Raw genomic sequence first — 25,742 nt, 5'->3', positions numbered from 1 at the left:
AGCCCATGCTCCAGATCCACCAGTTCCCCTGCCTGAACGACAATTACGGCTTCCTCCTGCACGATCCGGACAGCGGCGAGACCGCTGCGATCGACACGCCCGACGGCACGGAATACCTGCGGCAGGCCGACGCGAAGGGCTGGCACATCAGCGCCATCTGGAACACGCACTGGCACCCCGACCATGCGGGCGGGAACAAGGCCATCGTGGGGGCTACGGGCGCCAAGGTGATCGCCCCGCAGGAGGTCGAGAAGCTGTCCCCTATCGACCGTGTCGTGACGCAGGGCGACACGGTGGCGTTGGGCAGGCACGAAGCGCGGGTAATCGACGTATCGGGCCACACCAACGGTCATATCGCCTTCCACCTGCCCGCAGACGGGCTCGCCTTCGTCGGCGATAGCGTGTTCGCGCTGGGTTGCGGGCGGATGTTCGAGGGTGAGCCGCAGCAATTCTGGGACAGCCTCGAGCGGATCAAGGCGCTGCCGCCCGAAACGACGCTCTATTGCGCGCACGAATATACGCAGGCGAACGCGAAGTTCGCGCTCCACGCCGATCCTGACAACGAGGCGCTGCAGGCCTATGCGCAGGAGATCGATGCGAAGCGGGCGAAGGACGAGCCAACCGTGCCCACCATCCTTTCGCGCGAGCTGGAGGCCAATCCCTTCCTTCGCGCCGACGCGCCCGCCATGCAGGCGCGCTGGGGTGGAGAGAGCCCGGCGGATACCTTCGCCAAGCTGCGCGCGGCGAAGGACGCGTTCTAGGGCAGCGTCGCCCCGCCGGCCGGCTGCAACAGCCCCCGGTCGGTCAGCCAGTCGGTGATCCGGTCGGGCCAGTGCCGCAGCGAGACGAAGGGCGTCGCCTCGCCCATGTTATAGGCATGCCCGCCCTCTGCGTACATGTGCAGCTCTGCCTGCGCGCCCGCCGCGCGATAGGCGGTGAAGATGTCGAGCGTCGACTGTGCGCAGCATTCGTCGTCGTTGGCGGCGGAGAGCAGCACGGGCGGCGCGTCAGCGGCGATCGTTTCGCCATCGCTTCTCCTCGGTCCGGGAAAGACGAGGATGCCGAAGTCCGGCCGGGCGGGCAGCTTGTCGATCGCGTCGCCTTCACCGGCCACGGCCACCGGAGTGCCGAGCATCGTCATCCGGGCCAGCTCGCCCCCGGCAGAAAAGCCCATCACCCCAACCCGGGCCGGGTCGATCCCGAACTCGCCCGCCCGTGAGCGCACCAGCCGCATCGCACGCTCCGCATCCTGCCGCGAATCGGTGATCGTCCACGGCGTCCCCTCCTGCCGGGAGAGGCGGTAGCTAAGGACGAAGGCGGCCACCCCGCGCTGCGCGAACCACCACCCGACATCGACACCCTCGGTCGTGGTAACGAGCAGTTCGTGCGCACCGCCAGGCATGATGATGACCGCGGTCCCGGTGTTGCGGCTGGCCCACGGCGCGAAGTACCGCAGCGAGGGATTGTTGATCGTCTTGGTCCAGTAGTCGCGCGATTCCTCGGGGATGTCGGCGCGTTCCTCGTGCCCCGGCACCCCGCGCTGCCACAGGTCGATCCGCTGGCCCGGGTCGGGTGCATCCTGCGCCTGTGCCGGAGCAATCGTGGCAAGCGCCGCCAACGCGAGCATCGCCCAGAACATCAGAAACCGCATCGCACTCTCCCCTCGCCTTTTCGCAAGCCTACTTCCGGCACGCGCATACGAAAAGGCCCCGCCGAAGCAGGGCCTTCTCAAAACGGTTCGCGAGAGGTCCGGTCAGATACCGGCGATCAGCTCGTCGGCCAGCTTCCTGTCCGACTCCGTGTCCAGCTTCTCGCCGATCAGCTTGCGGCTGGCGGCAGCGGCGGCGGCAGCGGCCTTGGCGCGCACTTCGGCAATCGCCTCGCGCTCGGCAGCGGAGATCTTGTCCTCCGCCATGCGCTTGCGCCGCTCTACCAGAGCCTTGCTGTCTTCCTCGGCGCGGGTCAGGATCGCTTCGGCTTCCGCCTTAGCGTTCTCGAGCATCGCTTCGGCGTCGCTTTCGGCATTGGCGATCTTGGAGGCATATTCGTCGCGCAGCTGTTCGGCCTCGGCGCGCAGACGCTTCGCCTCGTCCAGCTCTTCGCGGATTGCGGCGATGCGCGCGTCGAGACCTTCGCCGATCTTGCTGTGCGCCTTCATCTTGAAGACCGCGATCAGGATCAGCACCAGCATCGCGATCGAGACCCACTGGAAGGCCGCGAGGCCCAGCAGTTCGGGTTCGGCGTGATGCTCGGTCCCGCCATGGGCGACCTCGGTGTAGGCGTCGGGCTCCTGGGTGGTGAACAGGGCGTCGCCGCCGGTGTGCGTATCAGCCATGAGCGATGCTTTCCTTCACGGCGGCCTGGGCGGCGGGCTTGGCCACCTTGATGCCGACAAGACGTTCCACGATGTCCTGCGCGGCTTCGGTCGCCACGAGCTCGATCTGCGTCAGCGCATCCTTGCGCGATTCGGCGATCCGGGCGTCGGCTTCGTCCAGCTTCTTGTCGAGCCGCTTCTGTGCGGCGGCGACCTTCTTTTCGGACTTTGCCGCAGCTTCGGCCTTGGCTTCGGCGATCAGCGCCTGGGCCTTGGCACGGTTTTCGTTTTCGCGTTCGCGCCAGGACTCTTCCTCACGGTCGGCCTGGTCGCGAGCGGCCTGTGCCGCCGAAATATCGTCGGCAATCTGCCTGCTGCGCTTTTCCATCGTGCCCGAGACCTTGGGCACCATCCCCCGTCCGACGACGAAGAAGGTTATGGCGAAAAACACCAGCAGCCAGAAAACCTGACTGGAGAGGGTTTCGGCCAATTGGTCGATCTGTGGCATGTGGCTCTATCCGGCGCGCAGGGGTGCAGGTGTTCGGCGGGAAGCCGGGACGAACCCGTCTTCCCGCTGCGAACGGTTTCCTCAGGCCACGAAGGCGAGGATGATCGCGATGACGAACGCGAGCAGGCCGAGAAGCTCTGCACCGGCGAAGCCGATGAAGAGGCGGCCCTGCTGGCCGTCGGCGGCACCCGGGTTGCGCAGCGCGCCGTCGAGGAACGAGGCGAAGACGTTACCCACGCCCAGCGCGGCGAGACCGCAACCGATTGCGGCGAGACCGGCTCCGAGCAGCTTTGCGGCTTCTGCGTCCATTTCGAATACTCCTTAGGTAAAATAACGTGTGTTGAGAGGGATCAGTGAAGGTGTTCGGCGTCGTTGATATACAGCGAGGTCAACAGCGCGAAAACATAGGCCTGGATACCGGCGACCAGAATTTCCAGTGCGCAGATCGCGATCATCAGCACCATGCTAGGCAGGCTGACGATCAGGCCAGTGCCGACACCGCCGAGACCGCCGCTGACGACGAAGCTGGCAAGCACTTCCAGCAGCAGGTGGCCCGCCATCATGGCGACGAACAGCCGCAGCGCCAGGCTGAAGGGCCGCACCATGAACGAGATGAACTCGATCGGCGCGATCAGCGGCGTCATGACCAGCGGCGTGCCGTGCGGCACGAACAGGCCGAAGAACTTGAAGCCATGCTTCCAGAAGCCGACCAGCAGGACGATCGAGAAGCTGAGGATCGCGAGAACGCCGGTCACCGTGAAGTGGCTGGTAAAGGTAAAGGGATGGAAGCCGAAAATACCCAGCGGCATCAGGCCCAGCAGGTTCGCGAACAGGATGAAGGTGAACAGCGTGAAGACATAGGGGACGTACTTGCGCCCTTCCTTGCCGATATTCGCTTCCACCATGTTTTCGATGAAACCCGTCAGGCTTTCCACCGCCATCTGCCAGCGGCCCGGGATAAGCTGCTGCTTGGTCCCGCCCTGCACGAAGGCGATGAGCACGATGGTCGTGATCATCATCCACAGCGCGCTGTTGGTAAATGCGATATTGAGACCAGCAATATCCCACTCGGCCGATCCGAAGAGCGGCTTGATGGTGAACTGGTACATCGGATCGACTTTGCCTTCGCCGGCCACGTGAAATTCCGTTCGCTTCGATCACCGCTTGCGCGGCGCCTAGAAAAAATCAGCCTTCGTCAGAAGGTTTTCTGCCGGCACCGTTACCGCTGCCCGCATGGCGGAACATATTCCTGAAGGCCACGCCTATCCCGAGGAACAGGCCGACCAACAGACCCCAGGGCCAGGTCCCGGCAAGCGCATCCACGCCACAGCCGATCGCCGAACCACCGATGAGCCCACCCGCCAGATCGGCAAGCACACGATTGCCGGCGCGATAATCCGCGTCGGCCTTCTGCGAGCTTTCCGTAGGCCTGCGCTTCTCCTCCCGCTCGCGTGCGGCCCTGAGCCGCGCTTCGAGCGCGTCGATCCGCGCATCCTCGGGTATTGGCTCTCGGGCGGGCTTGTCTTCGCTCATGCCAGGCTCCCTTTCCTTAAGAGAAGTTCGCGCGGCATGGGCAGGACCTGCCCGCCGAGGGCGCGGTCGCCTTAGAAAACGCTCTTTCCCAAGTCAACCGGAGCGAACACGCCCCAACCCCAGTCGCTTAGCCTGCAGGCGGGCAGCGACTGTCACGCTCGGGCGGAGCGGTGGTGCGCGTCTTCCACGATCCGTCGGGCGCCTGATACTTCTCGCCCGGGTCGGTCCGCGCGATCAGAATGCAGCCCTGCGTCAGCGCATAGGCATCGACCGTGACGTTCTGCGAGCGCGCACGCTCGGTATAATTCGCGCGCCGCTTGATGTTGATATCCGCCACCAGATCGCGGATTTCCTGCGACTGATTGCCGACCACGCCGAGAAAGCCGTCCATCTTCTCGCCCACCTGGCCGCTCGCGCGCGCTTCGGCATAGGCCGGGTCGCGCTGGAACATCGCGGCCGCCGGATTGGCCAGCGCGACGGCCAGCGCCACGCCCGCACCCGCGAGCAAAAGTTTCATACGCGTCATGTCTAACCCCTTGCCCCGGCCTAGAAAATGCCGGGATTGGCTTCGATATTTTCTTCCACATCCGCAGCAAGGCGATAGATCACTTCCTGCTGGATGTTGATGTTGAGCTCGATCACGATCGGTTCTGACGGTGCGTTTACGTTGACGCAACCGCCCAGCAGGCAGAGCCCGCCGATCGGACCGAGGCGCTTTGCCATTGCTGCAACCATGGATTGTCCTCGCTTTCCGGGTGCTGAATAGGTCATTCGGCTCTGTCCTCGCTTGTGTCCCGCTCTTTTCGCTCTTCGAGCTCTTTCTCGATCTCGCGCGCCTGCTCGCCGGTTACGGTCGGGCGCAGGCGGGTCCCGTCGTCGCTCAGCAAGCCGAGCGTGCGCGGATCGCGCACGAAGGCGGGGTCGAAGAAGGATCGCAGATTGCTGACCAGCGCGAAGAAGGGCGCGGTGATGTTGACCCGGAATTCCAGCGGCAGCTTCGCAATCCGGCGGGTGATGAAATTGCTTTCGGCCCCCTCGCCCTGCCCGATCCCGCGGAAGCGTAGCTTGGTCAGGATCTCGCCGGAGAGCGGGCCTTCGACTTGGACCTGCAGTTCCTCGTAATCGAGCGAACGCAGCGCATCGAAGGCGAAATTGGCATAGGGAGAAAGGTCTTCGTAGGTCAGTTCGCCCACGTAGGCGACGTTGCCCCCCGGCGGCCGCGAGGTCAGCAGGCCGTCGACGATCCGGCCATTGCCCTGCGCATCGAACAGCACGGTGATGCTGCCGTCGAACACTCCGGTCGCGTTGATATTACCCAGTTCGAGCCGTTCGATCAGCTGCGATGCGTCGAGCCCGACGATATCGAAGACATAGGCGCGTTCCTCTTCGGTCCCGATCGCGATATCGAGGCCGCGCAGCGCGATCGTCCCGCCGAGGAACGGCGCATCGGCCCCCGCGACCGAAATCAGCTCACCGTTCTTGAGGTCGAAATCGACCGTTCCGCCTTCGATCGCGATCCCCGGATTGACCGATCGCACCGCGATCTGCTGGCCCGGCGCAGTGGTAAGGCCGAGCAGGTCGTCGAATCGAATCGTGCCCGATGCCCCCTCGACCGGGCCGAAAGCCGCCGCGAAGTCGATATCGTCGGAGGAGAACGCGCCGGTGCTGGTCACCCCGTCCGGCCCCCAGTCGATGCGCCCGGTGCCCGTGACGACCCCGTCCGCCTTGGCGATCACACCGAAGGCGAGGCGCGTGAGGTCGGACGGCTGGAGATCTTTGTCGAAAGTGATGCCCGGCACGGCGAGATCGGCGAAGCCCCTGCCCGTGGAAAGATCGTGCGTGACGGCGACGTCGGTTACCACCCGGTCCGTATCGGGTTCGCGCAGGCGCGCATCGGCAATGATTCGGTTGTCCTCCAGCCGCAGGCTCGCGGCGTGCGCCACCACCGGTTCGAACCGTGGCGCCCCCTCGTTCCGGTCGTGCAGTTCGAATGCGCCATTGCTCAGCACTAGCGCGCCACCGGCATAGGACCAGTCGCCCTGCGCCCCGCGCAGGTCGAGCGGGACCGCTTCGAGACCGATATCCGCCCCGGCAAATGTCCCGCCGATGTCCTTTCCGAGCCGCGCCTTGAGGTCCGAAATCGCGAATCGGGCGGCGCTTCCGCCGCTGCCGAGCACCACGTCGAGCGAACGGGCAGTGAGCGTGCCGGGAAAGGCGAAGCCGACAGGACCGCTCTCGATCGAAACCGGCGTGTTCCCGAGGCGACCGTCGAGGTCGAGCGCGGGCACGCCAGCCGCGAGCCGGAGGCCGGCACCGCTCGCGGTAAGGATCGGCTGGCCCCGGGCGGGGCACAGGGCGATCGAGCGCTGGTCGAGCGCCAGATTGGCATAGGCCAGCTGCTGGAAGCTCACCCGCGTGCACTCGGGCCACAGCGCCAGTCGACGGCCGTCGTAGGAGCCCTTGATCGGGAGATTGAGGCCGCGCGCAAAGCCACCCGGCAGCGGCCCGCTCGCCCGCACGGCCCCCGCCAGCCCGATCGTTCCGCCCGGCGCCTGCGCCACTGCCAGCTGCGGGATCGCGAGACGGCTGTCGCCCGCGCGGTATTCCTCCATCGCCAGCTGCAGCACGAGTCGGCCCGACGCGCTGCGCTCCATCCGGCCGGTGATCGCGGGGATGCCCGATCCCCCGGTGCGCAGATCGCCGCCCAGCCGGGGAAGCCGCCCCCGGGTCGGGACCATCGTGAACCGCGAGAGCGAGAGGATGCGCTCTCCACCCGCGCCGGTCACGTCCGCGCTCGGCATGCTGAGCGATACGCCCTGCGCCCCGGTCGTCAGGTCGACCTGCGCGGCAAAGCTGCTGCCGGTGAGCTGGCGCTCCAGCGCGCTGCGCACGCGCGCGATCAGCGGGGCGGCCAGCGTGTCCGCGCTCGCCTCTTCCAGCTGGCGCAGCGGCCTTTGCCAGCCGTTGCCGGGGCGGGCCCCTTCGCCGGTGAGCCCCGCATCGGCGCGCCATTGCCCGGTTTCGAGCCTGCGCGCCGTCCCGTCGATGCGCAGGTGCGCGACGCCGACATCCGCAGCCTGCGCGTCCGCGAGGTCGATATCGTAACGCGCGCTCGCCTGCCCGCGGCGTAGCGCCACTGCACCTTCGAGCGTGCTCTGTCCGGCAGAAATCTGCGCGGCGGCAAGGCTCGCCACCGAACCGTCGATCTGGAGATCGAGCCCGTCGAGCGTGTCGTCCACCGTCACCGCGATGGGTCCACGCACGTCGGCAAGGCGCACGCCGGGCGCTTCGCACGCGATCCGGGCAATCCGCAGCGACCCGCGCAGGGTCGGGCGGCCGCCGCGCACGCCGATCCGGCCCTGCCCGCGCGCATCCCGAATCGCGCAGCCCGCCAGCGCGAGCGCATCGCCGCGCAGGGCGTAGCCACCGTCGAACCCGCCATCGAGCTTGCCCTCGCCCGCCAGCGCGACGGCGATATCGCCATAGTCGCCGCCGAGTCGCGCGCGGCCATCGACGATCTTCACATCGAGATCGGGCAGCCCCGGCGGCCCGCCGCTATCGCGGAAGAGCACGCGGTCGAGCGTGCCGAAGCTGATTCCATCCTTGCCCAGCGTGCCCTTGAGCCCCGGGCTCTCAAGAGCGATGCGGCCCAGCTTCGTGCCGAAGGGCCGCACCCGCAGGTCGACCACCGCGCGCTCCACGGTCAGGTCGGGATCGGCCGGATCGCCGACCACGATATTGCGCAGGATCTGCCGGTCGGGGCCGATCGATTCGATTTCGTAAGTCGCGGGCAGGCCGTATTCGTCGAGCTGGTTCTGCAGCAGATCGTCGGCGATCCGCTCGCGCGAGAACCACGCGAGGGCCAGCGCCACGACCACGAGCGCAACCAGGATCAGCAGGATGCGCAGGATCCAGACGCGGGCACGCCGCGTGCCGCGTCGGCCGCCGTCGCTCTCAGCTTGTGCATCGGCGCCGTCGGCCATTGGGATCACTCACTTGCGCGGCCACTTGCGCCCCATGCCGTCTGGAGGCACGCTTGCGCATGGTCGCTGTCTCTTGCGGGGCAGTCTTTATCGGGATGTCGGCATGGCGCAAGGAAATGACGATATTGCGGAGACGGCCGAACCCCATCACGCGTCCGGTCATCGCGAACGTTTGCGCAAGCGGCTGCTGACCGGCGGGGCGGAAGCGCTCGCCGATTACGAAGTGCTCGAATACCTGCTGTTCGCGGCCATCCGCCGGGGGGACACCAAGCCGGTGGCCAAGGCGCTGCTGGCGCGATTCGGCAGTCTCGCGCGGGTACTGGAGGCAGAGCCCGCCGCGCTGGCGCGCTCACCGGGAATGGGCGAGGCCAGCGCCGCCGCGCTCAAGGCCGTGGCCCTCGCCGCGCGGCGGATGACCCGCAGCGAGGTCGCCGACCGGCCGGTGATCGCGAACTGGCATGCGCTGATCGACTATCTCACCACCGACATGGCGAACCTGACGGTGGAGCGGGTGCGGGTGCTCTATCTCGATAGCCGCAACCGGCTGGTGCAGGATCATCACGTGGGCGACGGCTCGATCGACGAGGCCGCGATCCATCCGCGCGAGGTGATCCGGCGCGGGCTCGATCTGGGCGCGGCGGCGCTGATCCTCGTCCACAACCACCCCAGCGGCAGCCCCGAGCCCAGCCGCGCGGACATCGCGATCACCCAGCGGATTGCCGAAGCCGGGCGCCTGCTGGGCATCGGCGTGCACGATCACGTCATCATCGGCCAGGGCCGCCATGTCAGCCTGAAGGCGAAGGGCCTGATCTAGTCTAGCGCAGCCTCCGCGCCCCTCCCCGCGCAGGCTCAGTCGGGCGTCAGGCCCCACAGCGCGTATTTGCGCGGGGTCAACGGGCTCGCCCAGCGGGCAATCTCGAGATCTTCTCGCGCGCCTGCGGCGTCACCGGTTTCAAGCCGGATCAACCCGCGCAGGTAACGCGATTCGACCATCTCGGGATCACGCGCGAGGGCCCGGTTGAGATCGCGCAGGGCCTCCTCGGTGCGGCCCAGCCGGAACAGCGCGAGCGCTCGGCTGTCGAGCGCGGGGGTGCTGTTCTCCAGCCCCTCGATCGCGCGGGTGCAGCGATCGATCGTTCCCGCGTCCGCCCGGTCCCAGATGCCGTCGTACCAGCACGAGGCGTTCAGCAGGTCGGCATCGCTGGAAGAGAACGCCAGCTCCTCTTCCAGCAGCGCGCGGCCTTCGTCGATCCGGCCCGCCCAGCCGAGGGCATAGGCCTGCTGCTGGGTGCGCGCAGAGGCATCTTCGAGGAAGGCGGAATACTCGTCGGTCAGGTCGACCACTTCGGCCCCGCGGCCCAGCAGGGCGAGCGCGATCATGCGCTGTTCGGCGAGACCATATTCCGGGTCGAGATCGGCTGCCGCCTCGATGTCGCGCAGCGTGCCCTCGTGATCGCCCAGCTGCAGGCGGACCCAGGCCCGGTCGCTGTAGCTGGCGGCAGAGGGATCGAGATCGAGCGCGCTGTCATAATCGGCCAGCGCGCCTTCGAAGTCGGAGACGTCGTAGCGGAAATAGCCGCGATCGCGGTACACGCCGGCCAGTTGGTCATCCTCTTGCGTGCGTGCGACGATCGCATCGAACATCGCGTTGATCGGCGTCAGCAGGCGCGCCGCCTCGCCGCGATAGTCCCATGCGAGCCGGGCCTCGTTCGACGCCTGGAGGCGCGGAAGGCCGCGCTGCATGCGCAGGGTATCGCGGCGAATCTGAGGAACGTCCTTCGCCGGGACCTCCAGCGCCAGCGTGCGCACCATCTCTTCGCGCGTGAAGCGCCCGTCCTGCAACGACTGATCGGCGACGATCTGGAGCCCGCCGATCTGCGCGTCGATCGGATCGCCGCCCACGACGCGGAAGGACGCGTCCGACTGCGGCAGGCGCCAGTCGATCCGGCGCTTGTAATAGAGGGGGCCGCCGACACTCACCGGCACATCGGCGATCGCCGCCTTGTCGCGCGAGACATCGAAATTGTAGGTGCTCAGCACCTGATAGGGCACGTCCAGCTCCAGCCGGCCGTCGTCCCACTGCCACGGCGAAAAGATCAGCCCGCTGGCCGTCAGCACCGCGATTCCGCTGCCCTCGTCATAGGTGACGTCGACCTTGGCAGGACGGTTCTCGCCCAGCAGGCTGGCGATCCGGCCGTCCAACTGGTCGTTGCGCATGTCGGTGTCTTCGAGCAGCGCCAGCGTCTGGTAATTGCGCGCGGCTGCACCCGATACGCGCCATTCGACCTCGTAGAGCGCGGGCACGTCGATCCCGGCGCTCTGGTCGATGGTCAGGTGAACCTCGTCGTCGGGCACCGCCTGCGGGCGAATCTCCATCTCCTGCAGCGTGGCACCGCCTTCGCGCAGCGGCAGGGCATGATAGAAGCGCGGCACCTCGACAATATTGGCCAGGCGCAGGCCGCTATTGGTCCCGTCGAGCCAGTAATGCGTGCCGTCGATATCAGCGCGCACGATCATGTGATCGAAATTGCCGAGCGCGGGCAACAGCTCGGGCACTGCGTCGCCCGCCTGGCTGTGGACCAGCACCGCTTCCGCCGAAATGCCGAGCTCGCGCAGCATCGAGAGCAGCAACAGCGACTTGGCCTTGCAGTCGCCCGTGCGCGCCTCCCAGGTCTGGGCCGGGCTCTGCGGGATGTAGTTGCCGCCGTTCAGCCCGTTCATGAGGTAGCCGACCTCGTCCTGCACGAACTGGGTGGCCAGCGCGGCCCGCTCCAGCGGGTCGGCAGTGCGACCGGCGATCCCGGCCACCTTGTCGGCCAGCGTACCGCCCGGCTCGATGGTGCCCTCGGTTGCGAAGAAGGGCGCAATGTCGGCCGAAATCTGCGCGTAGCTATCGAAGGTGCTCGCGCGGATCGCAGGTATCAGGCGGAAGCGCGGCGGCGCATCGACGGGGATGTCGGTCGGCTCGGCGGCCGGCAGCGGGATGGTGACGTAGTTGTATCCGCCCCGCCTGGTTTCCTCGACCGCCGCATCGACGCGGGTGGTCGCCCAGCGCACATCCTCGTCCTCGGGCCAGGACAGGATCAGCCGCCCGCTCGCCAACGGAGTGGGCTCGGCCAAGACCGCATTGAGGTACTCCATATCCCCGTCGAGCACTTGCTCGTCCTTGGTGGTGGTGAAGCTGTAGCGCAGCACATCGCCTATCTCGGCCCCGGGGACCGACATGGTCGCGGTCAGCGCGCCGTCGAGCATACGCTGCTCCAGCCCCTGTTCGCGGCGCAGGATTTCGAATCGCCCGCCGTTTTCCAGCACGTTGATCGTGCGCTCGCCACGGATCAGCTCGACCCGGTGCACGGTGAGGTCGCCCTTGTCGGGCAACCAGCCGAGCGCGATGCTGCCCAGCGAGTTGAGCGCTTCGGCGCTGTCGAGCGCGAAGGCGACATCGCCATAGGTGGAGACGACCCCGTCCTCCATCCGCGTCTGCGTTTCGGCGAGGCGCACCGGGCTGCCTTGCCTCTCGCTCGCCGGGGGAAGGTCGGCGACATCGACCCACGCGGCAGCATCGCCGTAAAGGATCGTCTCGCCAGCCATTGCAGGCGTGGTGAGCGCCGTGGCCGCGAGCAGCCCGGCCGTCGCCGAAGCGAGATTCGTATAACGCATTATTCCCCCGGAAATTCCCGTCCTGTTCGCAGGCAGCCTTACATCGCGGCAGCGCGCAGGCAAGCGGATATGGGGGCACCTGCACCACAGGCCGCAACCGCGCGACCAGCCCTTGCCTTCGGCGCCGATGCGGCCTAGCCGCGCCGCTTGCGATCCTTCACCAAACCCGGAGCCAGAGCCCGATGGTCCCCCGCTACGCCCGCCCAGAAATGACCGCCCTGTGGGAACCGGAGGCGAAATATCGCATCTGGTTCGAGATCGAGGCGCACGCGACGCAGAAGCTAGCCGACCTCGGCGTGGTGCCGCAGAGCGCAGCCAAGGCGCTGTGGGACTGGTGGGAAACGAACCCCGAAATCGACGTCGACGCGATCGACGCGATCGAGGCGGTCACCAAGCACGACGTGATCGCCTTCCTCACCTGGGTGGCCGAGCATGTCGGCGAGGAAGCCCGCTTCATGCACCAGGGCATGACCAGTTCGGACGTGCTCGACACGACCCTGTCGGTCCAGCTGGTCCGCGCGACCGACATCCTTCTGGCGGACATGGACGAGCTGCTGGACGCGATCAAGCGCCGGGCGGAAGAACACAAGCTGACCCCCACCATCGGGCGCAGCCACGGCATCCATGCCGAACCCGTTACCTTCGGGCTCAAGCTGGCGCAGGCCTACGCCGAGTTCGACCGGTGCCGCGCGCGCCTGTGGGATGCGCGCACCGAGATCGCCACCTGCGCGATCTCTGGCGCGGTCGGCACCTTCGCCAACATCGATCCGCAAGTCGAAGCCTACGTGGCAGACAAGCTCGGCCTCGTTCCTGAACCGGTCAGCACGCAGGTCATCCCGCGCGATCGCCACGCGATGTATTTCGCGACGCTGGCGGTGATCGCTGGCTCGATCGAGCGGCTGGCGGTCGAAGTGCGCCACCTGCAGCGCACCGAGGTGCTGGAGGCCGAAGAGTTCTTTTCCAAGGGGCAGAAGGGTTCGTCGGCGATGCCGCACAAGCGCAACCCCGTGCTGACCGAGAACCTGACCGGCCAGGCACGCATGATCCGCGCCTATGCCCTGCCCGCGCTGGAAAACGTTGCCCTGTGGCACGAGCGGGACATCTCGCACTCCTCGGTCGAACGCTTCATCGGCCCCGACGCGACCATCACGCTCGACTTCGCTCTCGCGCGTCTGACCGGCGTGGTCGACAAGCTGCTCGTTTACCCCGAGCGGATGCAGGCGAACATGGACCGGATGGGCGGCCTGATCCATTCGCAGCGCGTGCTGCTGGCGCTGACGCAGAACGGCGTCAGCCGTGAGGATGCCTATGCCATCGTCCAGCGCAACGCGATGAAGGTGTGGGAATCGGACGGGCGGCTGCAGCTGCTCGACCTGCTCAAGCAGGATGAGGATGTCTCCAAGGCCCTGTCCGAAGACAAGCTGACCGCGCTGTTCGATCTCGACTATCACCTGAAGCATGTCGATACGATCTTTGCCCGGGTGTTCGGCTAGGGACGGTTTTTGGCTAAGCGCCTTGCGCTGGACGGGCCGGATTGCGCGGCCTAGGCTCTGACCGGCTGCGCGACGCGCTTGCACAGGGGGATTGCGATGCAAATTGTACGGACGATCATCTGGGTACTGATCCTGGTTGGCGTGGTCCTGTTCTCGTTCTTCAACTGGCGCGAAGTCGAGGTCACGATCTGGGACAACCTGGTCCTCGAGACCAAGGTGCCCGCACTCGTCATCATTTCCTTCCTCCTCGGCTTCCTGCCGACCTGGCTCTATGCGCGCGGCGTGATCTGGAGCCTCAACCGCAAGATCCGCAGCCTCGAAATCGCCGCCAAGGCAAGCTCGGTCTCCGCCGCCGCCCGCGAGGCGGATCGCGATGATGCCGAACGCAAGACGGCCGCGGACACTCCGGCCGCAGCGGCGCACGATGCCGGCGACGCGCGCCCGGTTGAAGAGACCGCCCGGCAAGGGGACACCCGCCTCGCCGCCGACACCGTTAGGCCCGGCGACATCAAGGCTGACGACATCAACGCTGGCGACGACGATGCCACCAGCGACGCCCCGCGCGTCGACACCACAACCCAGGACAAATCGGCCACCCCGTGAGCAACCCCGTCTATCTCGCCCTCGACCTGCCGCGAATCGACGCGGCCCGCGCCCTTGCCGAGAAGGTGAAAGGCCATGTCGGCGGCCTGAAACTCGGCCTCGAATTCTTCTGCGCGCATGGCCACCACGGGATCCACGAGATCGCGCAGGTCGGCCTGCCGATCTTCCTCGACCTGAAATTCCACGACATTCCCAACACGGTTGCGGGCGCGATGCAGGCGGTCAACGTGCTCGAACCCGCCATCGTCACCGTCCACGCCAGCGGCGGCCGCGCGATGCTGGAAGATGCCAAGGCGGCGGCGGGGGAGAACACGAAGGTCGTCGCGGTCACCATGCTGACCAGCCTCGACGAGCGCGATCTGGAGCGCACCGGCGTGTCCGGTTCCGCGCACGACCAGGTGCTGCGCCTTGCCGATCTGGCGCAGGAGGCCGGGCTCGACGGGATCGTCTGTTCGGGCCACGAAGTGGGCGAAGTGCACAGGCACTGGAAGCACGGCTTCTTCGTCGTCCCCGGCCTGCGTCCGGCAGGCAGCGCGGTCGGAGACCAGAAGCGCGTCGTCACCCCGCGCAAGGCGCGCGACGACGGTGCAAGCGTGCTGGTGATCGGCCGCCCGATTGCGAAGGCCGACGATCCGCTCGCTGCAGCCAGGGCGATCGAGGAGACGCTGTGACCTCCGCCCGCCTGCAGGTCGGGCCGGACAGATAGGCACGCCGCCATGACGGACATCAAGATTTGCGGCCTGTCGACGCCCGAAACGATCGATGCGGCGGTCGATGCGGGCGCGAGCCATGTCGGGCTGGTCCATTTCGCGAAGAGCCCGCGCCACGTCACTCTCGACCAGGCGGCGAAGCTGCGCCGCCGGGTGCCCGAAGGGGTCAAGCTGGTCCTGCTGACGGTGAAGATGCAGCCCGCCGAACTCGATGCCGCCTACCATGCGGTGAAGCCCGATGTGATCCAGTTCCACGGCAGCGAGACGGTCGAATGGATGGCGATGGTGCGCCGCTTGCTGGGTGTGGAGACCTGGCGCGCGGTCGGACTGAAGGAACGGGCCACGCTGGAGCGTGCGCAGCGCTTCGTCGGCGAGGTCGACCGGGTGCTGTTCGACGCGCCGGCAAAGGCCCTTCCCGGCGGCAATGGCACCGCCTTCCAGTGGGACATTCTCGACGGTTACGAACACCCGATGGACTGGGCGCTCGCGGGTGGGCTGACGCCGGATAATGTCGGCAAGGCGATCGCCCGCACCGGCGCGGCGCTGGTCGATGTGTCGAGCGGGGTCGAAAGCGCGCCGGGGGTGAAGGACATCGCGCTGATCCGCGCCTTCTGCGAAGCGGTGCGAGACGCCGCCCCGACACGCTGAGGTCCGGTCGCGGACCGGGGCGGGCGGCAATCCGCCTCAGCCCCGATCGCGCGAACCGGGTTCAGAAGAAGGTGCCGATCCCGATGGTGACCGCATTGCTCTCGTGGTGATCCACGAAAACGTGGCGGTACTCGGCGGCGATATAGGGTCCGTGATGGCCGAGGTGATGCTCGTAGCCCAGGCCCACATGCGGCCCGTCGCCGTGATGGGTGAAGGTGTAGCCGCCATTGGCGAACACGCTGCCCTTCTCGCTCACGGCGGTGCCGAGGCGGGCCGTCAGCGCGAGCTCCGCAAACGTATCTTCCGCGAGGATCTTTTCGCCCGAAACCTCGGCGCCGAGGAAGGTCTTGTCGCCAAGGTCGAAATCATAGCCGGTCGCTATGCCCAGCACAGGATCGGTGTGCTCGTGCGTCCATGCAACACCGCCGCGAAGCTCGGCACGGGGGCCGCCGGTCGCCTCGTCGGCAAGGGCGGGGGCCGCCGGAAGCGCAACCAGCAGGGCCGAAACCAGAATATGTTTATGCATCAATACATCCTACCTTGGGGCCACGCTCTCGGCGGCGCGCTGGCCAGAACCGAACCGCGCTTCCCATCATAGAGGGCGCGGCCCGGCAGGCTTTCGGACAGGGGCCGTTTTTCTGGCCTGCAGGCCCGCGGCACCCGGGGGCTCGCCCTTCGGCCCCCTTGACCCATGCGCACCAGTCTTGTGGGGATCGAGGATGGCCGATAGGCCAGTGGCAATTCCTCCCCCGGGCCCCATCAGGAGCATGGTCAGCGCTCCGTCAGGCCCAGCACGAATGGATCTTGTGTGACCGACGCTGTTCCCAATTCCTACCGCACCCAACCAGACGACCAGGGCCATTTCGGCGAGTTCGGCGGACGCTATGTCGCCGAAACGCTGATGCCGAACATCCTCGCGCTGGAGCAGGCTTACGACGAGGCGAAGAAAGACCCCGCCTTCACCGACCAGTTCGAGGATCTGCTGGAGCACTATGTCGGGCGCCCCAGCCCGCTCTATTTCGCCGAACGGCTGACCGAGGCCCTTCGCGTTAGCTCTCCCGAGGGGCGCGGCGCGCAGGTGTGGTTCAAGCGCGACGAGCTCAATCACACCGGCGCGCACAAGATCAACAACTGCATCGGGCAGATCCTGCTCGCGATCCGCATGGGCAAGACGCGGATCATTGCGGAGACCGGCGCGGGCCAGCACGGCGTCGCCACTGCCACGGTCTGCGCGCGCTTCGGCCTGCCCTGCGTGGTGTACATGGGCGCGGAGGACGTCCGCCGACAATCGCCCAACGTGTTCCGCATGAAGCTGCTCGGCGCGGAAATCGTCCCCGTGACGAGCGGCCGCGGCACGCTGAAGGATGCGATGAACGAGGCGCTGCGCGACTGGGTCGCGAATGTGGACGACACGTTCTACATCATCGGTACTGCCGCGGGCCCGCACCCCTACCCCGCGATGGTCCGCGACTTCCAGAGCGTGATCGGCACCGAAGCGCGCGCGCAGATGCAGAAGCGCGCCGGCCGCCTGCCCGACCTGCTGGTCGCGTGCATCGGAGGCGGCTCCAACGCGCTCGGCCTGTTCCACCCCTTCCTCGACGATCCAGATGTAAAAATGCTCGGCGTCGAAGCGGCAGGCCTAGGCCTCGATGGCGACCAGCACGCCGCCAGCCTGACCGGCGGCGCGCCGGGCATCCTCCACGGCAACAAGACCTTCCTGCTGCAGGACGAGGACGGCCAGATCACCGAAGGCCACTCGATCTCCGCAGGGCTCGACTATCCCGGAATCGGGCCCGAGCATGCGTGGCTGAAGGACACCGGCCGGGTCGAATACACCGCCGTCACCGACGACGAGGCGCTGGAGGCGTTCCAGTTGCTGTGCCGGACCGAGGGTATCATCCCCGCGCTGGAGCCTTCGCACGCCATCGCGGCGGTCGCGAAGCGGGCGAAGGAGATGGACAAGGACGCCATTATCCTCGCCAATCTGTGCGGACGCGGCGACAAGGATATCTTTACCGTGGCTGAGAAGCTTGGGGTGGAGATTTGAGCACACGCAAGCAGGCCTGGATCACACTCGCGCTGGCACTGGTCTGCTTGCTTTTCCTTGCGGTCAGCGGCCTGTGGCGCGACATCGGTGCGATAGCCGCGACGGCGTTCGTATTCCTTGCCACGACCACGATACTCGGCTTCCTCTTAAACGGTAAGAAACGGGGATAGCCCCTCGCTCCCGTCATGGAGAGGAGGCTGAAAGGCATCGTGGCAATCCAGAGTCAGAGGGAGTGGCGGAAAAGCTGGGGGTGGAGATTTGAGCGAGTCAACTAAGTTCATCGTACACGTGACGGTTGGATTGGTTTTGGTCTGCGGGTTGATCCTGATTTTGCGGATGATCCCAGCGCTGGCGGAAAACGAGTTTCTTGGCCTCCGATTGAACCTGCTTGTCGCCATTCTGATCGGGGTACCTCTCGCAAATTGGACTCGCAGGAGGGTGTTCGGAATCCGTTACCCGCGCGAGGAATGAGGGCTCGTTCTTAAATGGCTCTCTCTGGGCCAGAAAAGCCCTCTCCCCTTCAGGGGAGAGGGTTGGGAGAGGGGCCTTGCGCAACGCCGATCTGACTCGCCGCGCCCGCGACATGCGCCGGGCCATGACCGAGCCGGAGGCGCGGTTGTGGCTCGAACTGCGCGCCGGTCGCTTCCACGGGATCAAGTTTCGGCGGCAGAAGGTGATCGGTCGCTACATCGCGGATTTTGCGGCCAATGATCCCAAGCTGGTGATCGAGCTGGATGGCGATACCCACGGCTCAAGCGCTGACTATGATCTGGAGCGCACGCACTATCTGGAAGCACAAGGCTATCGCGTGGTTCGGTTCGGCAATTTGGATGCGATGCAGAACATGGACGGCGTTTTGCAACGGCTGGTTGAGATCGTTGAAGCCCTGCGCCATGCCCCTCCCCCAACCCCCTCCCCTGAAGGTGAGGGGGCTTAAGAGTACCGCATCGCAAAGCCCTCTCTCCGTCAGGGGAGAGGGTTGGGAGAGGGGGAACGCGCTGTCCTACCCTGCGCCTCTCTGCGATAATCGCCGCATGACCCGCTCAGCGCCCTTCCCCACCCCGCCGTTCTTTGCCATGCGCATCGCCAGCCCGTTTTTCCAACCTAGGACACTGTGTCAGGTGTGTCAGCGTTCAGCCCCGAGAACCCTACGATGAACAACGCGAACCGACTCGCAGCCGCCTTTGCCAAGCCGCACCCCGCGCTGGTGTGCTTCGTCACCGCAGGCGATGGCGACACCGCCGCCAATCTCGATGCACTGGTCGAAGGCGGCGCGGATGTGATCGAGCTGGGCATGCCCTTCACCGATCCAATGGCGGACGGACCCGCGATCCAGGCGGCGAACATTCGCGCATTGAAAGCCGGGACGACCACTGCCGACGTGCTGATGATCGCCAACGAGTTCCGCGCGCGGCACCCCGACGTGCCGCTGGTCCTGATGGGCTATGCGAACCCGATGGTGCGGCGCGGACCTGAATGGTTTGCCAAGGAAGCGGCGGGCGCAGGCGTCGACGGGGTGATCTGCGTCGACATCCCGCCCGAGGAAGACTCCGCGCTCGGCCCGGCATTGCGCGAACAGGGGATCGCCCCGATCCGCCTCGCCACGCCGACGACCGACGACTTTCGCCTGCCGACCGTGGTCGAGGGCTCGCAGGGCTTCCTCTACTACGTCTCGGTCGCGGGGATCACCGGCAAGCAGAGCGCGGCGCAGGACTCGATCGATGCGGCGGTGAAGCGCCTGAAGGCGGCGACCGACCTGCCCGTGGCGGTCGGCTTCGGGGTGCGCACGCCCGAGCAGGCGGGGGGGATCGCGAAGGTCGCCGATGGCGTGGTGGTCGGCTCCGCGCTGGTCGATCTGGTCGCCCAACATGGCGGTGATGCACCCGCGCATCTGCGCGATCTCACCGCAAGGCTTGCGCAGGCGGTGCATGCGCAGAGTTAACAGTACCTCGTCGCCCCTGCCCTTCGACGCCGCCTGCGGCGTCGCTCAGGATAAACTGCCGCGAAGCGGCAGGCAGGGGCCCAGATAAGCTCTGTCGGTCTCGCTACCTAGGTTATCTGGATTCCCCGCCTTCGCGGGGATGACGGTTTAAGGCTGGGATGACGCGTTAGAGCAGGGATGACGAATTGAAGAACCCAACCTATAGGAACGCCGCATGAGCTGGTTCAATCGTGTCCGCAATTCGCTGCCCTTCGTCGCCAAGCGCTCCACCGACGAGACGCTGTGGATCAAGTGCAAGGGCTGCGGGGAGATGATCTTCGCGAGCGACTACGCCGACAACCTCTATGTCTGCCCGCGCTGCGAGCACCATGGCCGGATCGGCGCCGACTTGCGGATCGGGATGCTGATGGATGAAGGCTACACGCTGCTCCCCCAGCCCGAGGTCAAGGAAGACCCGCTCAAGTTCCGCGATTCCAAGCGCTATACCGACCGGCTGAAGGCGGCGCGCGCCAACAATCCGCACCGCGACGCCTTTACCGTGGCGAGCGGCGCGATCGACGCCCAGCCCGCCGTCATGGGCGTACAGGACTTCCACTTCATGGGTGGGTCGATGGGCATGGCGGTGGGCCAGGCCTTCTGCGACGGCGCGGCCGAAGCGCTGCGGCGCAAGTGCGGCTACGTCGTCGTAACCGCAGCGGGCGGCGCGCGGATGCAGGAGGGCATTCTCAGCCTGATGCAGATGCCCAAGGCGACCGTGATGGTGCGCAAGCTGCAGCAGGCGGGCCTGCCCTATATCGTGCTGCTGACCGACCCGACCACCGGCGGTGTTACTGCCAGCTACGCGATGCTGGGCGATGTCCAGATCGCGGAGCCGGGCGCGCTGATCGGCTTCGCAGGCCAGCGCGTGATCCAGGAAACGATCCGCGAACAGCTGCCCGAAGGCTTCCAGCGCGCCGAATACCTCCACGAACACGGCATGGTCGACCGCGTAGTGCACCGCCACGACCTGAAGGCCGAACTGGCCATGATGCTGCGTTATATGGGCGGCAAGGCGGCGGCGTAATGAACATCCTCCCCGCCCCTTCAGGGGAGGGGATCAAGGGGTGGGGGAAAGCTGGGCGCGAGGCCCTCCCCTGAAGGAAAGGGGGCTCAAGAGATGAAAGACTTCGCCCGCTCAGACGACCCAGCCGTACAGGCCCAGCTCGACCGGCTGGCCGCGCTCTCGGTGCCCGATGGCCGCTTGGGGCTGGAGACGATCCGCGCGCTGCTGGCCCGGCTGGGCGATCCGCAGGACCGTCTGCCGCCGGTGTTCCATGTCGCGGGCACCAACGGCAAGGGTTCGACCTGCGCCTTTTTGCGCGCGATGCTGGAGGCGGATGGCAAACGCGTCCACGTCGCCACCAGCCCGCATCTGGTGCGCTATAACGAGCGGATCCGGATTGCAGGCAAGCTGATCGAGGATGCGCACCTCGCCGCGCTGCTGGCCGAAGTGCTCGAAGCGGGCGGCGACTTGAGCCCCAGCTTCTTCGAAGTCACCATCGCCGCCACGTTCCTCGCCTTCGCGCGCGAACCGGCCGATGCCTGCGTGATCGAGGTCGGCCTCGGCGGGCGCTTCGATGCGACCAACGTGCTGGGCTCGCAAGTGCTCGCCGCCTGCGGGATCGCGGCGTTGGGGCTGGACCATGAGCGCTTCCTGCTCGCGCCCGAGGAGAATGTGCCCGCCGAACCGCTCGCAAGGATCGCGTTCGAGAAGGCCGGCATCGCCAAGCCCGGTGTGCCGCTGGTCACGTTGTCCTATCCCGAAGGCGCGGCGCTGGAGATCGAGCGGGCAGCTCTGTCACGCGAGGCCTTGCTCTCCATGCGGGGGAGCGGGTGGCACGCCAGCAGCACCGAAACCGGGCTGCACTATGCCGACGAACATCGCGAACTCGCCCTTCCCCTGCCCGCGCTGCCGGGCGCACATCAGGCGGAGAACGCCGCGCTCGCCATAGCGATGCTGCGGCATCAGGACCGGGTCAGCGTCTCGCGCGATGCGATGGCCGAGGGGCTGCGCACCGCGAACTGGCCCGCGCGGCTCCAGCACCTGCCCGCCTCGCCCCTGACCGGGGAGCGGATCGTGTGGATCGATGGCGGCCACAATCCCAGCGCGGGCGAGGCGCTCGCGCGGCACTTCGCAGGCCAGCGGTTCCACCTCGTCATCGGCATGCTCGCCAACAAGGACCCGCGCTCGCTCCTCGATCCGATGGCCGACAGCATCGCCAGCATCACCGCTGTGCCGGTGCCGGGGCACGAGGATCACGCGGCCGGCGCGTTCGGCTCGGATGCGCGCAGCGCCGACGATATAGCCGAAGCCCTGCGCGCCCTGCCCGACGATGGCCTGCCGGTGCTAATCGCAGGCTCGCTCTACCTCGCCGGGGAGGTTCTGCGGCTCAGTGACGAGATTCCGGCATAACGGCGATGGGTCTCGCCGCGAACCACGAAACCACCAGCAGGATGACCGCCACTACCCCGACGAACTTCGCGAAGTCCCATCCCTAGAACTGCGTTTCGCCTGCGGAGACGGCGAACAAAGCGCTCGTCGCAAGTGCAGCGCTGCGGGTGCGCGACATCCTGAGAGTCGCATCGCAATCCTCGTTCTCGCACGCGAAACCCGAGGGCGGCGCCCAGATGAGCGCAAAACCGGGCGGAACGGGCGTGCCGCATTCGGGGCAGCGCGGCCCGGCACGCCCGAGCGGGTTCATTCTGCCGCGACCGCTTCCGATCCGGGCGGCGGCGCGTTCTGCGAGCGTCCCGAACGGACCACGCGGATCCATTCGAACACGCACAGGACCACCGCCAGCATCCCGATCAGCGTCGTCAGGATGAACACGTCGAAATAGCCCTGCTCCTCGATCATCTCGCCCAGCGCGCCGCGCCCCAGCGTGCCCACCAGCAGGGTCAGCGAGGAAAGGAGTGCATACTGGACCGCCGAGTACTTCTTGGACACGATCGAACTTAGCCACGCGACATAGGCGGCCCCCGCGATACCGATCGCAAGGTTCTCCCACATGATCGTGAAGGTCAGCCGCGGTAGCGCATCCGACCCGAACGGGGCCATGAAACCGACCAGCGCGGAAAAGCCGATCGCATCGCTCGCCGCCTGCATGTTCGCCCCGCCCGCCGCCATGTCGGCATAGAGCAGATTGGTCAGCGCAGCGATCAGCGCGCCCAGCGTCAACGTGGCCATCCGCCCGATCGCGGTCAGCAGATAGCCGCCGAACGCGAGCCCCGCGATGATCGCGCCCACGCCGAAGAACTTGGAGGCGAAGGCGACCTCGTCGTTCGTGTACTGCAGTTCTCCGAGATAGAACGGATAGGCGAAGGTGCCCCAGATCGCGTCGCAGATGCGATAGGTCAGCACCAGCGAGAGGATGAGGACCAACGACCAGCCCATCCGCCCGACGAATTCGACCAGCGGCATCACTAGCGCGCGATAGAGGTGGTCCATCGCATAGGAATTGCCCGCGCGTTCGGGCAGGTCCTCGGTCATCACATACTCGCCCCGCTCCTTCTTGGAGGCGAGCCAGCCCGCGATCAGCGCGGGGATGACGACCGTGGCGACGATGATCCACGGACCGTAATTCAGGGTGAAATCGGTCGGGTTGGGCCGCTCGTCAGGCGGGAAGGCGAGCGACATGTACATGAAGGTCAGCACGGTACCGATAGCGACCGCCCACAGCAGACCGACCGCGCCCAGTGCCTTGGCCCGGACCGAGGGCTTCAGCTCGCCCTTGCGGCGCAGGCTGAGAAGCAGTTCGTCGTCGACCGTTCCATCCACGTTCTCGCCCGCCTTGCTGTCGGGCGCGAAAAGCCCTGCGATCCCGATCACCAGCAGGATCGCACCCATCATCAGGTACGTCTGCGGCCAGCCGATGCGCGCCGCGATGATCAAGCCCAGCGCGCCGCCCACCAGCGCCGCGAGGCGGTAGCCCATCTGATAGACGGTCGAGAGGATGTCGATCGTCGCCTCTTCGTCCGCGACGTCGATCCGCCAGGCATTGATCGCGATATCCTGCGTCGCGCTCGCCAGCGCGCCGATCCCGGCGAGCAGGCTGAACCAGCCGATCGCTTCGTTGGTGGGGTTGGAGAGGCTGAGCGCGATGAGGATCACGCCGAGCAGTATCTGCGCCGGCACGATCCACTGCTTGCGCCGCCCGAGCTTCCTGAAGCCGGGGATCGAAACCTTGTCGATCAGCGGCGACCACAGAAACTGGAACGCGTAGGCGAGCCCGATGAGCGAGAAGACGCCCATCGTCTCCAGCTCCACCTCGGCTTCGCTCAGCCAGGCGTAAAGCGTGCCGAGGAACAGTGCGAAGGGCAGGCCGCTGGCGAACCCGAACAGAGCCATATAGCCACTTTTCGGATTGCGCAGCGAGCGCGCGAGCGTGCGCCAGCCCGGCTTCTTCTTCTGGTCAGCCGTCGCGTCGGCCATGAGTGGCCCTCCTCCATATGTCCTGCGTCCCCTCTAGCCTGTCTTCGGCGGCGACGCCTAGCCCCCGGCGGCACGCGGGGTCGCGATATGCACATGGCCAGCCGACAGGTGACCGGCGCATGAACCTGCGCACCTTGTCCCTCGACCGGACGCAGCGTTTGCGCGAGTCCACAAAACGTCCGAAACACAGTAAGGGAGTGGGACTGAATCCAACCCCTTCCGAGGGTTTGGCACGGCGCACAGAAGAAGAAGGAGCAAGCAATGCTCGGCAGGCCTGTTTGCTTTATTTTCGGCCACAGGATCGACCGGACCCGAGTGTGGCACGACGGACTCGATCATCGGACGACGTGCCGACGGTGCGCCGCGCTGATGCTGAAACACAAGCAGGGATGGCGCCCCTTCGTGATGAATCAGGACGTCGACACGCGCCGCAAGCCGCATCCGCATTTCGACCGGGTCGGGACGCGTTGAGCAAAGCGGTTGGAGGTTCGCCGCAGGCCCGCTAAGCGAGCGCACATGACCGAACCCACACGCACCGGCGATCGCATCGCCAAACTTCTGGCGCGCGCGGGCGTGGCCAGCCGCCGGGAAATCGAACGGATGATCGCCGACCGGCGCATCGCGATCAACGGTACGGTGGTGGAAACGCCCGCGACCCTGCTTGAGAACCTGCGCGGTGTCACGGTGGACGGCAAGCCCGTGGCCAAGCCCGAACCGACCCGGCTGTTCGCCTTCCACAAGCCGCAGGGTCTGATCACGGCGGAACGCGATCCCAGAGGGCGCGCGACGATCTACGACGCCTTGCGCAATGCTCTGCCCAAGGGCGCGCCACGGGTGATGCCGATCGGCCGGCTCGATTTCAACACCGAAGGCCTTCTGCTGCTGACCAATGATGGCGAGTTCAAGCGGCTGCTCGAACTGCCCGCCAATGCGGTCGAGCGGACCTATCGTGCGCGTGCGCATGGCGAAGTCTCACAGGCGCAGCTCGAATCGCTGATCGAGGGAATTACTATCGACGGAGTTCACTACGGTCGGATCGATGCCAACCTGGAACGGCGCACGGGCGCGAACCAGTGGATCGAGCTGACCATAACGGAAGGCAAGAACCGCGAGGTGCGACGCGTGCTCGAGCATCTGGGGCTCAAGGTGAACCGTCTGATGCGCACGTCCTTTGGGCCGGTGGCCCTTGGCGATCTGCCGCGAGGGCAAGTGATGGAGATCCAGAAGCACGATATCGGGCGCTTCCGCTCCTCGGTAAAGCAGGCGCGCGGCTGATGCGGATCATTGCGGGTGAATGGGGTGGCCGCACGATCAAGGCTCCGCCGGGCGAAACGACGCGGCCCACGGCAGACCGCACGCGTGAGACACTGTTCAACATGCTCGCCAGTCGACTTGGCAGCTTCGAGGGACTGAGCGCGGCCGACTTCTTCGCCGGGTCCGGCGCGCTGGGGCTGGAGGCCCTGTCGCGCGGGTGTGCTTCGTGCCTGTTCGTGGAAGAAGACAAGCGGGCCGTGGATGCGATCCGGGCCAACATCGCGGCGCTTCAGGCGCAGCCGCGCTGTTCGGTCAACCAGGCATCGGTGCTCCGGCTCGGCCCTGCAAAGGCGCCGCACGATCTCATCATGTTCGACCCGCCCTATGATACGGGCGCAGGAGCCGTCGCCATCGAACGCCTTGCCCGGCTGGGCTGGATCGGTCCGGCGACCTGGGTTTCGCTGGAAGTCGGGGCGAAAGAAGATGCCGATATCCGCACTATGCGGATCGAGGCGGAGCGAAAGGTCGGCAAGGCGAAGCTGTTGCTGCTCCGCCTTGCCCAGTCGCAGGCTTAGC

At 66.5% G+C, this 25,742-nt stretch carries 27 protein-coding genes; 15 read left to right on the top strand and 12 right to left on the bottom strand.

Annotated features, from left to right (window positions below):
* The first annotated feature begins 5 nt into the window (after nt 1–5).
* Complete coding sequence (gloB, locus tag ACYQ0L_RS10960) at nt 6–761, top strand: hydroxyacylglutathione hydrolase (RefSeq protein WP_459789233.1); 756 nt, start codon at nt 6–8, stop codon at nt 759–761.
* On the opposite strand, the gene ACYQ0L_RS10955 is transcribed toward gloB, so the two are convergent.
* The 9 genes from ACYQ0L_RS10955 to ACYQ0L_RS10915 form a co-directional block, all read right to left on the bottom strand.
* A complete protein-coding gene (locus ACYQ0L_RS10955) occupies nt 758–1,651 on the bottom strand; it encodes an alpha/beta hydrolase (protein ID WP_459789232.1) in 894 nt (297 codons plus the stop codon). The two genes, gloB and ACYQ0L_RS10955, sit on opposite strands and share 4 nt — an antisense overlap.
* Nucleotides 1,652–1,753: 102 nt before the next feature.
* Nucleotides 1,754–2,335, bottom strand: a complete 582-nt coding sequence (locus tag ACYQ0L_RS10950) for a F0F1 ATP synthase subunit B family protein (protein ID WP_459789231.1) — start codon at nt 2,333–2,335, stop codon at nt 1,754–1,756.
* A complete protein-coding gene (locus ACYQ0L_RS10945) occupies nt 2,328–2,822 on the bottom strand; it encodes a F0F1 ATP synthase subunit B family protein (protein WP_459789230.1) in 495 nt (164 codons plus the stop codon). The genes ACYQ0L_RS10950 and ACYQ0L_RS10945 overlap by 8 nt, the downstream gene beginning before the upstream one ends.
* A gap of 81 nt (nt 2,823–2,903) precedes the next feature.
* On the bottom strand, nt 2,904–3,131 hold the full coding sequence (locus ACYQ0L_RS10940; RefSeq protein WP_459789229.1) for a F0F1 ATP synthase subunit C: 228 nt from the start codon (nt 3,129–3,131) through the stop codon (nt 2,904–2,906).
* 41 nt (nt 3,132–3,172) lie between these two features.
* Nucleotides 3,173–3,958 carry a F0F1 ATP synthase subunit A gene (locus tag ACYQ0L_RS10935; protein WP_459789228.1) on the bottom strand — a complete coding sequence of 262 codons (786 nt, stop codon included), beginning with the start codon at nt 3,956–3,958 and terminating at the stop codon, nt 3,173–3,175.
* Nucleotides 3,959–4,007: 49 nt separating this feature from the next.
* Nucleotides 4,008–4,355 (bottom strand): AtpZ/AtpI family protein, encoded by a 348-nt coding sequence (locus tag ACYQ0L_RS10930; RefSeq protein ID WP_459789227.1) that lies wholly within the window; start codon nt 4,353–4,355, stop codon nt 4,008–4,010.
* A 127-nt stretch (nt 4,356–4,482) separates the two neighbouring features.
* Nucleotides 4,483–4,881, bottom strand: a complete 399-nt coding sequence (locus ACYQ0L_RS10925) for a YdbL family probable chaperone protein (protein ID WP_459789225.1) — start codon at nt 4,879–4,881, stop codon at nt 4,483–4,485.
* A gap of 20 nt (nt 4,882–4,901) precedes the next feature.
* Nucleotides 4,902–5,078 carry a YnbE family lipoprotein gene (locus ACYQ0L_RS10920; protein WP_459789224.1) on the bottom strand — a complete coding sequence of 59 codons (177 nt, stop codon included), beginning with the start codon at nt 5,076–5,078 and terminating at the stop codon, nt 4,902–4,904.
* A gap of 44 nt (nt 5,079–5,122) precedes the next feature.
* Nucleotides 5,123–8,338, bottom strand: coding sequence for an intermembrane phospholipid transport protein YdbH family protein (locus tag ACYQ0L_RS10915; protein ID WP_459789223.1), 3,216 nt, complete (start codon nt 8,336–8,338; stop codon nt 5,123–5,125).
* A gap of 103 nt (nt 8,339–8,441) precedes the next feature.
* Between ACYQ0L_RS10915 and radC the strand changes: the two genes are divergently transcribed.
* On the top strand, nt 8,442–9,152 hold the full coding sequence (gene radC, locus ACYQ0L_RS10910) for a RadC family protein (protein ID WP_459789222.1): 711 nt from the start codon (nt 8,442–8,444) through the stop codon (nt 9,150–9,152).
* 35 nt (nt 9,153–9,187) lie between these two features.
* On the opposite strand, the gene ACYQ0L_RS10905 is transcribed toward radC, so the two are convergent.
* Complete coding sequence (locus tag ACYQ0L_RS10905) at nt 9,188–11,998, bottom strand: DUF3857 domain-containing protein (protein WP_459789220.1); 2,811 nt, start codon at nt 11,996–11,998, stop codon at nt 9,188–9,190.
* Nucleotides 11,999–12,180: 182 nt separating this feature from the next.
* On the opposite strand from ACYQ0L_RS10905, the gene purB reads away from it, so the two are divergent.
* The 4 genes from purB to ACYQ0L_RS10885 all read left to right on the top strand — a co-directional run bounded on the left by purB (nt 12,181) and on the right by ACYQ0L_RS10885 (nt 15,452).
* Nucleotides 12,181–13,491 (top strand): adenylosuccinate lyase, encoded by a 1,311-nt coding sequence (gene purB, locus ACYQ0L_RS10900; protein WP_459789219.1) that lies wholly within the window; start codon nt 12,181–12,183, stop codon nt 13,489–13,491.
* 96 nt (nt 13,492–13,587) lie between these two features.
* Nucleotides 13,588–14,094 carry a LapA family protein gene (locus tag ACYQ0L_RS10895; protein WP_459789218.1) on the top strand — a complete coding sequence of 169 codons (507 nt, stop codon included), beginning with the start codon at nt 13,588–13,590 and terminating at the stop codon, nt 14,092–14,094.
* The gene (gene pyrF / locus ACYQ0L_RS10890; RefSeq protein ID WP_459789216.1) at nt 14,091–14,765 is read left to right on the top strand and encodes an orotidine-5'-phosphate decarboxylase; all 675 of its coding nucleotides are present in this window, start codon (nt 14,091–14,093) and stop codon (nt 14,763–14,765) included. Before ACYQ0L_RS10895 ends, pyrF begins: the two co-directional genes overlap by 4 nt.
* Nucleotides 14,766–14,810: 45 nt before the next feature.
* On the top strand, nt 14,811–15,452 hold the full coding sequence (locus ACYQ0L_RS10885) for a phosphoribosylanthranilate isomerase (protein WP_459789215.1): 642 nt from the start codon (nt 14,811–14,813) through the stop codon (nt 15,450–15,452).
* 61 nt (nt 15,453–15,513) lie between these two features.
* Here the strand turns inward: ACYQ0L_RS10885 and ACYQ0L_RS10880 are convergent, their stop codons facing one another.
* A complete protein-coding gene (locus ACYQ0L_RS10880; RefSeq protein ID WP_459789214.1) occupies nt 15,514–15,978 on the bottom strand; it encodes a hypothetical protein in 465 nt (154 codons plus the stop codon).
* Between the two features lie 282 nt (nt 15,979–16,260).
* Between ACYQ0L_RS10880 and trpB the strand changes: the two genes are divergently transcribed.
* The 6 genes from trpB (at nt 16,261) to ACYQ0L_RS10850 (ending at nt 21,893) form a co-directional block, all read left to right on the top strand.
* Complete coding sequence (gene trpB / locus ACYQ0L_RS10875; protein WP_459789212.1) at nt 16,261–17,499, top strand: tryptophan synthase subunit beta; 1,239 nt, start codon at nt 16,261–16,263, stop codon at nt 17,497–17,499.
* Complete coding sequence (locus tag ACYQ0L_RS10870) at nt 17,496–17,669, top strand: hypothetical protein (protein WP_459789211.1); 174 nt, start codon at nt 17,496–17,498, stop codon at nt 17,667–17,669. Before trpB ends, ACYQ0L_RS10870 begins: the two co-directional genes overlap by 4 nt.
* A gap of 413 nt (nt 17,670–18,082) precedes the next feature.
* Entirely contained in the window at nt 18,083–18,436 is a 354-nt protein-coding gene (locus tag ACYQ0L_RS10865) for an endonuclease domain-containing protein (protein WP_459789663.1), read from the top strand.
* A gap of 216 nt (nt 18,437–18,652) precedes the next feature.
* Complete coding sequence (gene trpA / locus ACYQ0L_RS10860) at nt 18,653–19,441, top strand: tryptophan synthase subunit alpha (protein WP_459789210.1); 789 nt, start codon at nt 18,653–18,655, stop codon at nt 19,439–19,441.
* A gap of 214 nt (nt 19,442–19,655) precedes the next feature.
* The gene (gene accD / locus ACYQ0L_RS10855; protein ID WP_459789208.1) at nt 19,656–20,504 is read left to right on the top strand and encodes an acetyl-CoA carboxylase, carboxyltransferase subunit beta; all 849 of its coding nucleotides are present in this window, start codon (nt 19,656–19,658) and stop codon (nt 20,502–20,504) included.
* Nucleotides 20,505–20,597: 93 nt separating this feature from the next.
* On the top strand, nt 20,598–21,893 hold the full coding sequence (locus ACYQ0L_RS10850) for a bifunctional folylpolyglutamate synthase/dihydrofolate synthase (protein WP_459789207.1): 1,296 nt from the start codon (nt 20,598–20,600) through the stop codon (nt 21,891–21,893).
* Between the two features lie 285 nt (nt 21,894–22,178).
* On the opposite strand, the gene ACYQ0L_RS10845 is transcribed toward ACYQ0L_RS10850, so the two are convergent.
* On the bottom strand, nt 22,179–23,912 hold the full coding sequence (locus ACYQ0L_RS10845) for an AmpG family muropeptide MFS transporter (RefSeq protein WP_459789206.1): 1,734 nt from the start codon (nt 23,910–23,912) through the stop codon (nt 22,179–22,181).
* 261 nt (nt 23,913–24,173) lie between these two features.
* Between ACYQ0L_RS10845 and ACYQ0L_RS10840 the strand changes: the two genes are divergently transcribed.
* The 3 genes from ACYQ0L_RS10840 to rsmD are packed head-to-tail and all read left to right on the top strand — an operon-like array spanning nt 24,174 to nt 25,741.
* Nucleotides 24,174–24,383: a hypothetical protein gene (locus tag ACYQ0L_RS10840; RefSeq protein WP_459789204.1), complete on the top strand. Its 210-nt coding sequence runs from the start codon at nt 24,174–24,176 to the stop codon at nt 24,381–24,383.
* A gap of 45 nt (nt 24,384–24,428) precedes the next feature.
* Nucleotides 24,429–25,187, top strand: coding sequence for a pseudouridine synthase (locus tag ACYQ0L_RS10835; protein WP_459789203.1), 759 nt, complete (start codon nt 24,429–24,431; stop codon nt 25,185–25,187).
* On the top strand, nt 25,187–25,741 hold the full coding sequence (rsmD, locus tag ACYQ0L_RS10830; protein ID WP_459789202.1) for a 16S rRNA (guanine(966)-N(2))-methyltransferase RsmD: 555 nt from the start codon (nt 25,187–25,189) through the stop codon (nt 25,739–25,741). Before ACYQ0L_RS10835 ends, rsmD begins: the two co-directional genes overlap by 1 nt.
* Nucleotide 25,742 lies beyond the last annotated feature (1 nt).

The sequence above is a fragment of the Alteriqipengyuania triglochinis genome (genome assembly GCF_054655655.1).
This window is presented reverse-complemented; position numbering and strand designations above follow the sequence as displayed.

Excerpts from the sequence above, each read along its gene's own strand:
- gloB (WP_459789233.1), top strand. The coding sequence starts at position 6 with ATGCTCCAGATCCACCAGTTCCCCTGCCTGAACGACAATTACGGCTTC.
- ACYQ0L_RS10955 (WP_459789232.1), bottom strand. The coding sequence starts at position 1,651 with ATGCGGTTTCTGATGTTCTGGGCGATGCTCGCGTTGGCGGCGCTTGCC.
- ACYQ0L_RS10950 (WP_459789231.1), bottom strand. The coding sequence starts at position 2,335 with ATGGCTGATACGCACACCGGCGGCGACGCCCTGTTCACCACCCAGGAG.
- ACYQ0L_RS10945 (WP_459789230.1), bottom strand. The coding sequence starts at position 2,822 with ATGCCACAGATCGACCAATTGGCCGAAACCCTCTCCAGTCAGGTTTTC.
- ACYQ0L_RS10940 (WP_459789229.1), bottom strand. The coding sequence starts at position 3,131 with ATGGACGCAGAAGCCGCAAAGCTGCTCGGAGCCGGTCTCGCCGCAATC.
- ACYQ0L_RS10930 (WP_459789227.1), bottom strand. The coding sequence starts at position 4,355 with ATGAGCGAAGACAAGCCCGCCCGAGAGCCAATACCCGAGGATGCGCGG.
- ACYQ0L_RS10925 (WP_459789225.1), bottom strand. The coding sequence starts at position 4,881 with ATGACGCGTATGAAACTTTTGCTCGCGGGTGCGGGCGTGGCGCTGGCC.
- ACYQ0L_RS10920 (WP_459789224.1), bottom strand. The coding sequence starts at position 5,078 with ATGGCAAAGCGCCTCGGTCCGATCGGCGGGCTCTGCCTGCTGGGCGGT.
- ACYQ0L_RS10915 (WP_459789223.1), bottom strand. The coding sequence starts at position 8,338 with ATGGCCGACGGCGCCGATGCACAAGCTGAGAGCGACGGCGGCCGACGC.
- radC (WP_459789222.1), top strand. The coding sequence starts at position 8,442 with ATGGCGCAAGGAAATGACGATATTGCGGAGACGGCCGAACCCCATCAC.
- ACYQ0L_RS10905 (WP_459789220.1), bottom strand. The coding sequence starts at position 11,998 with ATGCGTTATACGAATCTCGCTTCGGCGACGGCCGGGCTGCTCGCGGCC.
- purB (WP_459789219.1), top strand. The coding sequence starts at position 12,181 with ATGGTCCCCCGCTACGCCCGCCCAGAAATGACCGCCCTGTGGGAACCG.
- ACYQ0L_RS10895 (WP_459789218.1), top strand. The coding sequence starts at position 13,588 with ATGCAAATTGTACGGACGATCATCTGGGTACTGATCCTGGTTGGCGTG.
- ACYQ0L_RS10885 (WP_459789215.1), top strand. The coding sequence starts at position 14,811 with ATGACGGACATCAAGATTTGCGGCCTGTCGACGCCCGAAACGATCGAT.
- ACYQ0L_RS10880 (WP_459789214.1), bottom strand. The coding sequence starts at position 15,978 with ATGCATAAACATATTCTGGTTTCGGCCCTGCTGGTTGCGCTTCCGGCG.
- ACYQ0L_RS10865 (WP_459789663.1), top strand. The coding sequence starts at position 18,083 with ATGCGCCGGGCCATGACCGAGCCGGAGGCGCGGTTGTGGCTCGAACTG.
- trpA (WP_459789210.1), top strand. The coding sequence starts at position 18,653 with ATGAACAACGCGAACCGACTCGCAGCCGCCTTTGCCAAGCCGCACCCC.
- accD (WP_459789208.1), top strand. The coding sequence starts at position 19,656 with ATGAGCTGGTTCAATCGTGTCCGCAATTCGCTGCCCTTCGTCGCCAAG.
- ACYQ0L_RS10850 (WP_459789207.1), top strand. The coding sequence starts at position 20,598 with ATGAAAGACTTCGCCCGCTCAGACGACCCAGCCGTACAGGCCCAGCTC.
- ACYQ0L_RS10845 (WP_459789206.1), bottom strand. The coding sequence starts at position 23,912 with ATGGCCGACGCGACGGCTGACCAGAAGAAGAAGCCGGGCTGGCGCACG.
- ACYQ0L_RS10840 (WP_459789204.1), top strand. The coding sequence starts at position 24,174 with ATGCTCGGCAGGCCTGTTTGCTTTATTTTCGGCCACAGGATCGACCGG.
- ACYQ0L_RS10835 (WP_459789203.1), top strand. The coding sequence starts at position 24,429 with ATGACCGAACCCACACGCACCGGCGATCGCATCGCCAAACTTCTGGCG.
- rsmD (WP_459789202.1), top strand. The coding sequence starts at position 25,187 with ATGCGGATCATTGCGGGTGAATGGGGTGGCCGCACGATCAAGGCTCCG.